At 65.7% G+C, this 11,987-nt stretch carries 12 protein-coding genes; 6 read left to right on the top strand and 6 right to left on the bottom strand.

The window, feature by feature from the left end; translation table 11 throughout:
• Positions 1–212 (bottom strand): transposase (locus J6525_RS32685; RefSeq protein WP_225647790.1); only part of this gene is annotated, 212 nt, incomplete at its 3' end.
• Between the two features lie 275 nt (positions 213–487).
• On the bottom strand, positions 488–1,930 hold the full coding sequence (locus tag J6525_RS32680; protein WP_092085845.1) for a helix-turn-helix domain-containing protein: 1,443 nt from the start codon (positions 1,928–1,930) through the stop codon (positions 488–490).
• A 429-nt stretch (positions 1,931–2,359) separates the two neighbouring features.
• On the opposite strand from J6525_RS32680, the gene J6525_RS32675 reads away from it, so the two are divergent.
• From J6525_RS32675 to J6525_RS32665, 3 genes are all read left to right on the top strand, one after another.
• Positions 2,360–2,569, top strand: coding sequence for a DUF4170 domain-containing protein (locus J6525_RS32675; RefSeq protein ID WP_016839740.1), 210 nt, complete (start codon positions 2,360–2,362; stop codon positions 2,567–2,569).
• 210 nt (positions 2,570–2,779) lie between these two features.
• Positions 2,780–3,355, top strand: a complete 576-nt coding sequence (locus J6525_RS32670) for a hypothetical protein (protein WP_076826141.1) — start codon at positions 2,780–2,782, stop codon at positions 3,353–3,355.
• Between the two features lie 21 nt (positions 3,356–3,376).
• Positions 3,377–4,120, top strand: coding sequence for a glycine-rich domain-containing protein (locus J6525_RS32665; protein ID WP_225647788.1), 744 nt, complete (start codon positions 3,377–3,379; stop codon positions 4,118–4,120).
• Here the strand turns inward: J6525_RS32665 and J6525_RS32660 are convergent.
• Positions 4,117–5,004, bottom strand: a complete 888-nt coding sequence (locus J6525_RS32660; RefSeq protein WP_092085841.1) for a metallophosphoesterase family protein — start codon at positions 5,002–5,004, stop codon at positions 4,117–4,119. The genes J6525_RS32665 and J6525_RS32660 overlap by 4 nt on opposite strands.
• 147 nt (positions 5,005–5,151) lie before the next feature.
• On the opposite strand from J6525_RS32660, the gene J6525_RS32655 reads away from it, so the two are divergent.
• From J6525_RS32655 to J6525_RS32645, 3 genes are all read left to right on the top strand, one after another.
• Positions 5,152–5,640: an NUDIX domain-containing protein gene (locus tag J6525_RS32655; protein WP_016839736.1), complete on the top strand. Its 489-nt coding sequence runs from the start codon at positions 5,152–5,154 to the stop codon at positions 5,638–5,640.
• A gap of 39 nt (positions 5,641–5,679) precedes the next feature.
• Positions 5,680–6,192 carry a GNAT family N-acetyltransferase gene (locus J6525_RS32650; RefSeq protein ID WP_092085839.1) on the top strand — a complete coding sequence of 171 codons (513 nt, stop codon included), beginning with the start codon at positions 5,680–5,682 and terminating at the stop codon, positions 6,190–6,192.
• A 112-nt stretch (positions 6,193–6,304) separates the two neighbouring features.
• A complete protein-coding gene (locus J6525_RS32645) occupies positions 6,305–6,622 on the top strand; it encodes an EthD family reductase (RefSeq protein ID WP_038386021.1) in 318 nt (105 codons plus the stop codon).
• Positions 6,623–6,802: 180 nt separating this feature from the next.
• Here J6525_RS32645 and J6525_RS32640 read toward each other — a convergent pair whose 3' ends face one another.
• From J6525_RS32640 to J6525_RS32630, 3 genes are all read right to left on the bottom strand, one after another.
• Positions 6,803–9,172 carry a TonB-dependent receptor gene (locus J6525_RS32640; protein WP_092085837.1) on the bottom strand — a complete coding sequence of 790 codons (2,370 nt, stop codon included), beginning with the start codon at positions 9,170–9,172 and terminating at the stop codon, positions 6,803–6,805.
• Between the two features lie 122 nt (positions 9,173–9,294).
• Entirely contained in the window at positions 9,295–9,717 is a 423-nt protein-coding gene (locus J6525_RS32635; RefSeq protein WP_225647787.1) for a DUF2946 family protein, read from the bottom strand.
• A 164-nt stretch (positions 9,718–9,881) separates the two neighbouring features.
• On the bottom strand, positions 9,882–11,945 hold the full coding sequence (locus tag J6525_RS32630) for a hypothetical protein (RefSeq protein ID WP_092085833.1): 2,064 nt from the start codon (positions 11,943–11,945) through the stop codon (positions 9,882–9,884).
• Positions 11,946–11,987 lie beyond the last annotated feature (42 nt).

Genomic DNA, 11,987 nt, shown 5'->3' with positions numbered 1-11,987 from the left:
ATGCTCCATCGGCTGAAGCGCCGGAACACGCTGTTCCAATCGCCGAAGACCTCCGGGAGATCGCGCCAGGGAGACCCCGTACGCACGATCCACAGCACTCCTTCAACAAACATTCGGTTGTCGCGCCCGGTCGAGCCCTTCTGATCGGGCCGCCCTATGATCAACGGCGCCATCCGCTCCCACGCCGCGTCGCTCAATACCAAACGGTCCATCACACCCAAGGCGGCCTCCCCAAAAGCAGCCTTGAATCTGATTTGCTCCTAAAAGGGAATCCTTAGAGTCCACACCACCTAGCGCACGTCGTCCTCGGTCGAATCCTCCTCCGTTTTCGGCGGCCAGGCGCCGCGCCGGACCAGCGCCTCGTGCAGGAGATGTGCTCGCTGTTCGTCGCACCCGATGGCTGCAAGGTGGTCGAAGGTGCGATCAGCAAGGACGGCTGGTGCAAGGCCTTTGCCGCGGTGGATTGATCGGTGGATTGATCCTTGGCTCACAACTCCCGCGCATTCGAGAACGCGAACGAGGACACGCGCCGCGTCGTCTCGTCCAGGATCAGGGTACGCGTGATCGGCGGCTCGGCGCGCTGGCTGCAATTCTCGCGCTCGCAAAGCCGGCAGTTGACGCCGATCGGGGTACCCTCGACCTTTTCCAGATCCATGCCGGTGGCATAGACGAGCTTGGCCGCATGACGGATCTCGCAGCCGAGCCCGATCGCAAAGCGCGGCTGCGGCTGCGGGTAGGGCGCCACCGGCCGGCGCACCATCTGCGCGATCGAGAAGTAGCGCGTGCCGTCCGGCAATTCGATCACCTGGCTGAGCAGGCGATCCGGCATGTCGAAGGTCGAGTGCACGTTCCAGAGCGGGCAGGTGCCGCCGAACTTGGAGAACGGGAAGGTGCCGGAGGAGAACCGCTTCGACACGTTGCCGGCATTGTCGACGCGGAGCAGGAAGAACGGCACGCCGCGCGCGTTCGGCCGCTGCAGCGTGGTGAGGCGGTGGCAGACCTGCTCGAAGCCGGCGTTGAAGCGCTGCGCCAGCACGTGGACGTCGTAGCTCAAGGCTTCGGCGGCGGAATGAAACGCCTGATAGGGCATCATTGCGGCGGCTGCGAAGTAATTGGCGAGCGTGATGCGGTAGAGCCGGCGCGCGGTGTCGTCGAGCGGACCGGCGCGGTTGACGATGGTGTCGATCGCGGCGCCGCACTCGACAAAGCCGATCTGCAGTGCAAGCTGGAAGCTGCGGCCGGAGCTGTCGACGAGTTCGGAGATCAAGAGCTGCCGGCGGTGCCGATCGAAACGGCGCAGGGTCTCGCGCATCACGTCGACCGGCATCACGCGGGTCAGAATCGAATGTTTTTCGCGCAAGCGCGTGGTCAGCGCCGTGAACAGGCCTTCGGTCGGCACGTTGAGCTCGTCGCGCAAATTCTCCGCGGCGGTCTCGAGCTCCGGAAAATAGTTGCGGTTGGCTTCGATCAGGTCGCGCACCCGCTCGATCGGATTGGCGTCGAATTGCGAGCCTTCGCGGTCGGCCATCTGCGCCGCCACCAGCGTCTCGCCGCGGCGCGCCTCGGTGTAGGCGGCGTAGAGCCGCTGCAGCGCGTGCGTCACGCCGGGGCAGAGTTCGGCGAGGTCCCGCAGCTCCTGCTTCGGCAGGTCGATCTGGCGGAACAGGGGATCGGAGAAGATCTCGTTGAGTTCCGCGAAGAAGCGGTCCTCGTCGGCGGTGGCGAGGTCGCGCAAATCGAGATCGTAGGTCTCGGCCAGCCGCAGCAGGATCTGGGCCGTCACCGGGCGCTGGTTGCGCTCGATCAGGTTGATGTAGGAGGGCGAGATGCCGAGCCCCTCGGCGATCTGGGTCTGCGACAGCCCCAATTGCTGGCGGATCCGCCGGAAGCGCGGACCGACGAACAGCTTCTTTCCGGATTCACCGGGCACGGATTGGTCTCGATTGCCGCAGCAAATTCTGACCGCCTCGCCCCGCGCGCGGGGAGAGGCCGGATCGCATCGCCAGATGCGATCCGGGTGAGGGGGACTCTCCGCGAGTCTCGCTGCGGAGACAGCCCCTCACCCCAACCCTCTCCCCGTAAGAACGGGGCGAGGGAGAAGAAAAACCGGCGGGCATGGCAGGCTTCCTGACCTATTTTGTGACTAAATTTACAAATCGACATTTATTACAAGTTCAGATGTTACATGACATCACCAATAAAAAACAAGGCATCTGTACGAACTTCGCGTTTTCGCGTTTATCTCCTGACACGCAATTCGCAATGCTCTGTCAAGAATGTCGATCCGGCGAGCAGGTTGCGGGAATTAAGGTACAGGCGGCTGGGCAAAGGCAGCCCGATTTTTTGAAGGAGACTGACGATGAGCAAGGGCAGCAATTTCTGGGTGATCGGCGGCGAGTTCGGGTCGATGAACTTCCACAAGCTCGTCGAAGGCTCGGCCCAGGTCCGCGGTCCGTTCAAGACCCGCAAGGAAGCCGAAGAGTGCTGGAAGGAAGTCTCGGAAGAGAGCCGCCACAAGGCCGGCGTGCGCTTCTCCATCGTCGAGGAGCCGTCGCGGGTTTCGGCCTGAGCGCCAGAATTTTCAGAGCTAAGAAAACGTCCAAGGACGGCGGCCCCATCCGGTTCATCCGGGTGGGGTCGACCGCTTTTGGGACAGCGTCAGGTCTTTGATCTGGGGATAAGTGGCGGCCTAAGTGCTTGGGAACCAACGCCCTTTGCGGACATCTTGGTTGCTGATAGGTTAATGCGCAGGAAACCCGTCACCACGAGACCGCAAGGCATGTCCGATCCGCAGAACACCGGCAGCGAGGCGCGCGAGATGCGGCCGACGCTGCGAGAGGCGTTGCGACGGGCGCGGATCGAGGCGGCCGATCGCACCGGTGTCGTCGTCGAGTTGCGCGACGCCGAGGTGGCGCGGCTCGAGATCCTCAACGATGCGCTCGATCCGCTGTTCGCGCAGGTGCCGGACAAGGTCGATCTGTTCGACCGCGGCATCAGCCAGGGCGAGACGCCGCGGCTGTGGATCGACGTCGTCGCGCATGTGCTGATGGGGCGCGACAAGCGGATCTACCGCTTCGTGCAGGACACGAGGTTTGGCCGCATCGTGCTCGCCGAATCGCATGACGTGGCCGCGATCGTCGATGCCGTCACCGATTATGTCGCGCGCCGCCTGATCGAGCGCGAGCATGCGATGGTGGCAACGCCGCTTCCGGTTGCCGAGCCGCCGGCGCCGCCGCCCGTGCCGGTGACGCCGCCGAGGCGCCGCGGCGGGATCGGCATGTTCGTGTTCGGCTTCGTCATGGGCGCGCTCGCGCTGTTCGGTCTCGCGCTGTATGCGAGCTTGCAAAACTTCTAGCCGCTCAAGGGGCGGGGCATCGTGGTCATAACACCCGCCTCGGCATTTTTCGGCGTCCTGGCGGCCGCCGCGGTGGTCGGCAGCGCCGTGCTGTTCGGCAAGTGGCAGAAATTGCGTCGCGCCGAATACATCCGCACCTTTCACTGGCCGGCGGGCCTGTTGGCGCGGCTCGAGAAGCGTCACCCCGGCTTCACCCGCAAGGACAGCGCGCTGGTCTCGCGCGGCCTGCGGCAGTTCTTCCTCGCCTATCTGATGAGCGGCAAGCGTTACGTCTCGATGCCCTCGCAAGCGGCCGACGACCTCTGGCACGAATTCATTCTCTACACCCGCGAATACGACGCGTTCTGCCGCCGCGCCTTCGGCGGCTTCCTGCATCACACCCCCGCGGTCGTTCTGGTGAAGGAGCGGCGCAGGAGCAATGAGGGGCTGCGGCGGGTCTGGTGGTACTGCTGCAAATACGAGAACATCGATCCGGTCAGGCCGACCCGGCTGCCGCTGCTGTTCGCGCTCGACGCCAAGCTGAACATCGCGAACGGCTTCATCTATCACACCGACTGCGAGGCGCTGCGCCGCAGCGGCATCGGTAGCAGCAGTCCCTATTGCGGCGGCGATTTCTCCGACTCGTCGATCGACGGATCGTCAGCCGGGTTCGGCGATGCCGGCAGCGACGGGAGCAGTGGCAGCGATGGCGGTGACGATGGTGGCGGCGGTGACAGCGGCGGCGGTTGCGGCGGTGGGTGTGGCGGCGGCGGGGGCGGCGATTAGGCTAGTCGTGCTTGCTTCAATTCGCGAATGCCGGCGTGATCACCGAGCCCGCGCACGGTCTGCTCGCAGCGCCAGCCATTGCCGTCACGCTCGATCGTGAACAAATTGTAGGCCGCCGCCGGATAGTGCTTGCGCGCCAGCGCCGATGCCGACGGCACGCCGATCGCCGGGATCTTCCGCTCCGGGCCGTCGAACCACATCGTCGAATGGATGTGGTCGTGGCCGTGCAGCACCAGCTCGACGCCGTGGCGCCTGAGCAGCGCCAGCAGCTGATGCGAATCGGTCAGGCGCTTGGCGCGGCCGTCGGAGTGCAGCGGGTGATGCACCAGGAGGACGCGGAAGGCGTCCTCCTGCGACAGCTGTGCGAGGATCGCATCAAGCGCATCGAGCTGGGCATGGCCGAGCCAGCCGGTCGCCATCAGCGGCGGGGTCGGCACCGCCGAGGAGACGCCGATCAGCGCCAGCGGCCCGCGGCGGCGCACGAACGGAAAATGCGTTGCCGCGCCGTCGGCGTCGCCGCGCAGATAGTCGCCGAAGTGACTGACGAAGCGATGCCGGGTCGTGCGCACATAGGCGTCGTGGTTGCCGGGGACCACGGTGACGTCGGTGGGCGGACCTACACCCTCCAGCCATTGCCGGGCCGGATTGAACTCGGCGTCCAGCGCCAGATTGACTAGGTCGCCGGTCACGGCGATGTGGTCCGGCTGCTGCGCCTGCATGTCCGACACCAGCGCGTCGAGCACGTCGCGGCGGTGATATTTGTGACGGTTGCGCGTCCAGTTCAGGTAGCCGAAGGCGCGCTTGCCGGCGAGATCGCGCAGCCGCGCCGCCGGCAGGGGCGGCAAATGCGGGTCCGACAGATGCGCGAGGCGGAACGCCGCCATCATGCGAATCCCTTCGGATTGTCCGCGAAAAGTGGCCGGCAGCCGGTCATGTCGTGCTATCCCGAACGTCCTGCCCTGTATTGGCAAGAGCTGCGCAGGCGCGCAAGGATCAATGCACGGATCAAACACCATGATGTCGAGGGTTCAGTGACGGTCCTGCTCGATTTACGCAAGCGCTACGAGCCGCAGATCAGATGGGTGTTTCATTTCTACTGGCGGCTCGTCCGCAGCATGACGCTCGGGGTCCGTGCCGTCGTGCTCGATGCCGACAACAGGGTGTTCCTAGTCAAGCACAGCTACGTCCATGGCTGGTACCTGCCCGGCGGCGGGGTCGAGGTCGGCGAAAGTTTTATCGAGTCGCTGCGGCGCGAATTGGAGGAGGAGGGGCGGATCGAGCTCAAGGGCGAGCCGGTGCTGCACGGCATCTTCCACAACAGCCACGTCTCGCCGCGCGATCATGTCGCGGTCTACGTCGTCAGGAACTACCGGCAGGACCGCCTGCCGGAGCCGAATCGCGAGATCGTGGCCTGCGGCTTCTTCGATCCGGCTGATCTGCCTGACGAGACCACCCCGGGCACGCGGCTGCGGATCGCGGAGGTGCTCGAGGGCAAGCCGCCGACGGCGACATGGCGGTGATGGACCGCGCCCGCGCCAGATGCTATCCCGCGCCCCACAATGACCGAATTGTCCCTGACCATCCTGCCCGAGACCCCGAAAGACGCCCAGGCGATCGAGCGTCTGCACGAGCGCACCTTCGGGCCTGGCCGCTTCGTGCTCAGCGCCTACCGGCTGCGCGAGCATGTCGATCATCTGCTCGATGTCTCCTTCACGGCGCGGATCGGCACGCTGCTGGTCGGCTCGGTGCGCCAGCTGCCGGTCACGATCGGCGATACGCCGGCCCTGATGCTTGGGCCGTTGACGGTCGAGCCGCCGTTCCGCAGCCGCGGCGTCGGCCGTGCGCTGCTCGAGCGTGCGATCAACGACGCCCGCGCCAAGGGCCACCGCCTGATCGTGCTGGTCGGCGATGAGCCATACTACGCGCGGGTCGGCTTCAAGCCGGTCCCGAAGGGGCGGATGACCATGCCCGGCCCGGTGGATTACAGTCGCCTGCTTGTCATGGAACTGGTCGACGGCGCATTCGAGGGTGTGTCCGGGCCGATCCAGCCGGACTGGACCAAGGCGATCTGACTCCGCGCGAGCGGTGCCGGAACGGTTGCGCACCATCGGAAACTGAAGCACAGTTGAGGCAAGCGCCGGGACAAGACCGGCGCATGTCATATCAACAGGGAGAGTGCGCGCCATGATCAAAGTCAGTGTGATGTATCCGAACAATCCAGGCGCACGCTTTGATCACGACTATTATCGCGACAAGCACATGCCGCTGGTGAAGGCGCGGCTGGGCGACGCATGCAAATACTACACCGTCGACAAGGGCATCGCCGGCGGCGCGCCGGGGCAACCTGCAACCTATGTCGGAATGTGCCACATCTTCTGCGACTCGGTTGAGGCCTTCGCGGCCGGCATGGGCAAGCACGCCCAGGAGATATTGGGCGACATCCCGAACTACACCGATCAGCAGCCGGTGATCCAGATCAGCGAAGTCGTTGTCGGCCACTGATCGTCCAGACCGAGCAGGTTACGCAGCTCCCTTCAGAGACGCTCGTAGCCCGGATGGAGTGAAGCGAAATCCGGGATCAGTCTCACCGCGGGAGCAGTCCCCCCGGATCGCGCTGCGCTTCATCCGGGCTACGTGATCGCAAATTCCCTCTGCCGCTGGCGGCAGAGGGATACGCACGTCTCAGAACTTCAGGTTGGCGAACGCCCGTATGCCGAGGCCCGGCATCAGCACCTCGTCCTTGGTATAGGAGACGGAGTTGCGGATGTTCTGGTTGAGCAGGTTGTTGCCGACCAGACCAAGCGTCATCTCGCGCGCGCCGATCCATGACGAATTCAGCTTGGTGTTGTAGGTGATCTCCGCGTTGAGGAGATTGTAGCCCGCGGTCGGGGTCTCGCCGATGACAGCGATGTCGTTCTGCGCGAAGGCGTGCACCAGATTGATGCGGGTCAGCCAGTTGCTGTCGCGCCAGTAGAAGCCGCCGCCAAGCCGCACCGGTGGAATCCGCGGCACGTTGGTGCCGTCGGTGAAGGTGGCGCGCACCACGTCGAACTGGTTCTCGATGCCCCAGATGCCGCCGTTGAGCGGGCCGATGTCGAACTGGCTCTGGAATTCGGCGCCGCGGAAGATCGCGTCACGCTGCGAGTAGCGCGCCTGGTTCAGTTCGAGGCCGGGGCCGAGCTGGCACGCGCTCTCGTCACACGTGTTGCCCGTCAGCCGGCGGAATATGAAGCCGTCGAACCTGGTGTAGTAGCCGGTGAGTTCGAACCGCAGCGGTCCGGTCGCCCGCCGTAATCCGATCTCGATCGATTTTGCGGTTTCGATGCCGAGATTGGGATTGCCGATGTCGAACGTGCCGGTCGCATCGTGTGGGCCGCGCGAGAAGAGCTCGGCCGGTTTCGGCGCGCGTTCGACGTATTGGGCGGTCGCGCTTGCTACCAGATCCCACGGCAGATTCTGGATCAAGCCGATGCTGCCGCTCTTGGGTGTGAAACTGGGATTTTGCGGTGTCGCTGGACCGATGCTTGCGGGGTCGGTGGCCACGTCGAACACGGGGGGAATGAAGGCCGGCGTTGTGCCGGAGAGATCGACGTGTTCGATCCGCCCGGCAATCTGTGCTTTGGTGGTGTCGGTGAACTTCAGCTCGTTGAACACGTAACCGGCGACCCTGTTGTTCTTGTTGGGGTCCCATAATCCGTTGAGCGGGCTGGTCGGATCGTCCGGACTCGGGGCGGTCAGCTCCTGGTGCCCACCCTGCAGGCCGAATGCCGTGGTCACGGTGGCGAAGCGCGCGTTGAACGGCATCATCTGCACCTCGACGCGCGCCTCCTGCTCCTTGTTGGTGAAGGTCTGTCTCACGCCGTCGCTCAATGGATCGGCCGGATCGGCAAGGCCAATCTCGTTGTGGCGATAGTCGGTCGCGCCGACCCAGAACCGCACGGCGTCGATCGCCGCGGCATCGGGCCGGTACTCGCCCTTGACCGCGATCTTGGTCTGGTGCGCGTCGATCCGGGTCTGGTGATCGGCGCCGTCGATACCGGGGATGTGGTAGAGCGAGTCGTTCTGGGTGATCGCCGCGCCGATAAAGCCGCCCTGGAAGAAATAGGAGGCGCCGACTGACGCGCCGTCCGACTGCGTCGCGGAGTTCGGCTGGCGTCCATTGAACGGCTGGCCCGGGACGAACAGATAAGGGTAGCTCGGAATGCTGTAGTCGCTGGTGGTGCGGCCATAGACGTCGGCATGCACGGCGACATTGTTGCCGCCGGCGTCCAGCAGCATGCCGCCGTCGACGCCGCGATTGACCGAGCTCACCGACGTGCGGGTCTCGACATTGAGGCAACCCGGGCCGCCGGCATCGGCCAGCGGCGCCTTCACCGGCAGCCCGTAGGATTGGAACGGCGCCGCCGTGCAGGTCGGCATCGCATCGGGGATGCGGTTGTTGGTGGCGCTCACTACGCCGCCGATCGAGGTCGAGCCGTAACGCAGCGCGGCCGGGCCGCGCACCACCTCGATCTGATTGGTCGAGAGCGGATCGATCGGCACGAAATGATCTTCGCCAAGATCCGAGGCGCCGCCACCGCCGAGACCATTCTCGACAATGCCGACGCGGTTGACGTCGAGGCCGCGGATGATCGGCCGGCTGGATGCGCCGGGGGCGAAGCTCGAACCGGTGATGCCGGGCTTCGAGAACAGCAGATCGCCGAGCGTGGCGGCGCCGGAGCGCCGCAGTTCCTCGTTCGGGATCACGGTGACGGTGGCGAACTGATCGGTGACGACGGGCAGCACGCCCTGCTGCGGTGCTGGCGCCGCCGCTGCGGGCGCCGGTTGTACCGCGGCGGCGCGTTCGCGGCTGCGGCTCGGCGCAGCCCGAGCAACACGGGTCGGCGTGCGCGTCGGCGCAGTCCGGTGCCGCTGGATCGGGCTCGGCGCCGTCACGGTGATGTCAGGCAGTTGCGTCGGCGTCTCCTGGGCCAGCGCGCCGCTACTCATTGCGCCCAGCAATAGCCAGCTCGCGCTCCCGATGTGGAATGCTCGTTTCTTCTGAAGTGTCATTGTCCCGATCCAAGTCCCGATCCAGGGCCCGTCGAAATGACGGATCGATCCCGATTTGCCCCGCTGGAGCAGGCCGCATGTGACGCGGCCGTCCGCTCAGGGCGTGCAGCAACCAGTCGATGTCAGGACAGGGGAGGGGCGCGGGAATGAAAGGCCGCAGGCGCCGACTTCAGATGGAGGAATTCGGCATTGGTGGTTCGGAACAGAAGCTCGACGGCTTCCGGCAGCAACAGCACCGGCGGCGCCGTGAACAGCATGCTGCTCGCGAGCGAGATGACGGCGCAGATCGCGCAATTGTCGGCCGGATGCCGGTCGTTGTCGGGATTGGCGGGCTGTGGCGTCCCGGTCACCTGGACCGCGAGGTCCGGCGTCGCCGAGGTCCCGATATAGGCGAGATCGACCAGCGACAGCCCGGTCTGGACTGCGGGCGCCGCTTGCGCAGCCGCGATCGGATGGAAATGCCCGAACGACAGCATGAACTGGACGGCGAGCGCGAACAGCGCCAGCCGCGAGCCAGTCTTGATGTGTCGCCGGAACCACTGCATGCCTGATGACGCCCGCCCAATCGGGAGCGCATCAACATCCCAGCGCCCCGATGTTACATTATAACATCGGATAGCGTGCGCGATGTCAACCGGCGTTCAGACAATCCGTGTCGATGCATTGCCTGTGTGTGCTTGATGCAACGCAGACGTGAGCCCGGCCGGACTCAGCGTCCCTCGCGCAGCCATGTTGCCGCGAACGCGCCGAGCAACAGCAGCAGGCCGACCAGGCCGGCGAACATCGGCAGCACGCCGACACCCTTCACGACGCTGGCGTCGCGCATCTTGACGCCGAGCCAGCCGTCGCCGCGGAAGATCGAGGAGGAGCGTACCGGCACGACGCGCGGCATGTCGAGGCTCGAACCGTCGACGATGCGCCGGGCGTCGCCGCCGGTTGCCTGCGCCAGCGGCTTCAGCATGTCGGTGGTCGAGGTGACCTCCGAGAATTCCTTTGGGTTGGTCGGGCCGACATTGATTAGCGCCTTCAGCGTGCCGTCGGTGGCCTGCCACAGGCCGAGTTCGTTGGCGGGCAGCGTCGCGCGCCACTCGCCGGGATCGCCGGCGGTGAGCGTCAGTTCATGCGTGGTGCCGCTCGGCGACGTCACGGTGACCGGCGAGACGGTGTCGGCCATGGTCTGGCGCACCACCATGAGATCCTTGCCCTGCACCTGCATGCGCAGCGCCTCTTCGTCGAGGTCGGGCTGCTTCATCAGCCAGTGCGACACCCGCCGCAACAAATCGAGATGCGGGCCGCCGCCCTCGTAGCCGCGCGCCCACAGCCAGATGTGGTCCGAGAGCAGCAGCGCGACGCGGCCTTCGCCGAAGCGCGACAGCAGCAGCAGCGGCTTGCCGTCGGCTCCGGTCATGACCGGCGGATTGATCGCGTTGCGGGTATCGACGGTGCGGAAGAACCGGCTCCAATGCGGCGGCTCGGCATTCGAGCCTTCCAGCCCGCGCGTCACCGGATGGCGCTTACCGGCATCGCTCAGATGCGCGTAGAACGGCTTCTCGGTCACGCCGACCGGTTCGGCCGGCAGCACCGAGTCCAGCGGCGTGCGCCAGATGCTGGTGGTCGAGGCGTAGTCGGGGCCGGCGGAGACCAGCACCGCGCCGCCGGCGCGGACATAGCGCGCGATGTTGTCGAAATAGGCGATCGGCAGCACGCCCTGGCGGGCGTAGCGGTCGAAGATGATCAGCTGGAATTCGTTGATCTTCTGCTGGAACAGCTCGCGGGTCGGAAATGCGATCAGCGACAGCTCGTTGATCGGCGTGCCGTCCTGCTTCTCCGGCGGACGCAGAATGGTGAAGTGCACGAGATCGACGCTGGGGTCGGACTTCAGGAGGTTGCGCCAGGTGCGTTCGCCGGAATGCGGCTCGCCGGACACCAGCAGCACGCGCAGCTTGTCGCGCACGCCGTCGATCGCGACCACGGCGCGGTTGTTGACCGGCGTCAGCTCGTTCTCGAGCGGCGAGGCCTCGATCTCGACGATGTTGGGCCCGGCGTGCTTGATGTCGATGTCGACGCTCGAGGTCTGGCCGCTGGTCAGCGTGCGCTCGTTGATCACTTCGCCGTCGCGGCGGATCGTGACCTTGGCGCGCTCGCCGGTGACGCCCTGGTCGTCGAGCCGAAAGGTGATGGTCTGGGTCTGGCCGACGATGCCGAAGCGCGGCGCGGCGGTGATCGCGATGCGGCGGTCGCGCTCGTCCTTGCGGCCGGTGATCAGCGCATGCACCGGCGCCTGGAAGCCGAGCGCCTGGGCGTTGGCGGGAATGTCGTGCACGCGGCCATCGGTGATCATGAAGGCGCCGGCGACGCGCTCGACCGGAACGTCCGACAGCGCCGACGTCAGCGCGCCGAACAGTTTTGTGCCATCGGTCTCGCCATCGGCCTGACCGGCCTCGACGACGCGGACCTCGAGGCCCTTGATCTGCTTCAGGCTGTCGACCAGCGCCTGCCGCGCCTTGTCGGTCTCCTGGTTGCGCGTGCCGAAATTCTGGCTCGGGCTCTTGTCGACCACGACGGCAGCGACCGAGGACAGCGGCTCGCGGTCCTCGCGGGTGAAGGAGGGATTGGCCAGTGCCAGCAGGATCAGCGCCAGCGCCGCGACCCGCACCGCGGCGCCCCGCGCGCGCGACACCAGCAGCAGTACGGCAATGACGACGATCGCGCCGAGCGCAAGCCACAGCACGAGCGAAGGAACCAGCGGTGTGAACGCGATACCGTAGTTCATGACGTCACTCCGTCATTCCGGGGCGATGCGAAAGCATCGAAC

The organism is Bradyrhizobium australafricanum (assembly GCF_020329495.1).
In the GTDB taxonomy this organism is placed as follows: domain Bacteria; phylum Pseudomonadota; class Alphaproteobacteria; order Rhizobiales; family Xanthobacteraceae; genus Bradyrhizobium; species Bradyrhizobium australafricanum.
The sequence above is the reverse complement of the archived record's forward strand: the minus strand, read 5'-3'. Positions and strand labels throughout refer to the sequence as shown.

What these genes read in the sequence shown, in the direction of transcription:
- J6525_RS32675 (WP_016839740.1), top strand. Translation starts at nt 2,360, where the DNA reads ATGAGCAAGGGCAGCAATTTCTGGGTGATCGGCGGCGAGTTCGGGTCG.
- J6525_RS32670 (WP_076826141.1), top strand. Translation starts at nt 2,780, where the DNA reads ATGTCCGATCCGCAGAACACCGGCAGCGAGGCGCGCGAGATGCGGCCG.
- J6525_RS32660 (WP_092085841.1), bottom strand. Translation starts at nt 5,004, where the DNA reads ATGGCGGCGTTCCGCCTCGCGCATCTGTCGGACCCGCATTTGCCGCCC.
- J6525_RS32650 (WP_092085839.1), top strand. Translation starts at nt 5,680, where the DNA reads ATGACCGAATTGTCCCTGACCATCCTGCCCGAGACCCCGAAAGACGCC.
- J6525_RS32645 (WP_038386021.1), top strand. Translation starts at nt 6,305, where the DNA reads ATGATCAAAGTCAGTGTGATGTATCCGAACAATCCAGGCGCACGCTTT.
- J6525_RS32640 (WP_092085837.1), bottom strand. Translation starts at nt 9,172, where the DNA reads ATGACACTTCAGAAGAAACGAGCATTCCACATCGGGAGCGCGAGCTGG.
- J6525_RS32635 (WP_225647787.1), bottom strand. Translation starts at nt 9,717, where the DNA reads ATGCAGTGGTTCCGGCGACACATCAAGACTGGCTCGCGGCTGGCGCTG.
- J6525_RS32630 (WP_092085833.1), bottom strand. Translation starts at nt 11,945, where the DNA reads ATGAACTACGGTATCGCGTTCACACCGCTGGTTCCTTCGCTCGTGCTG.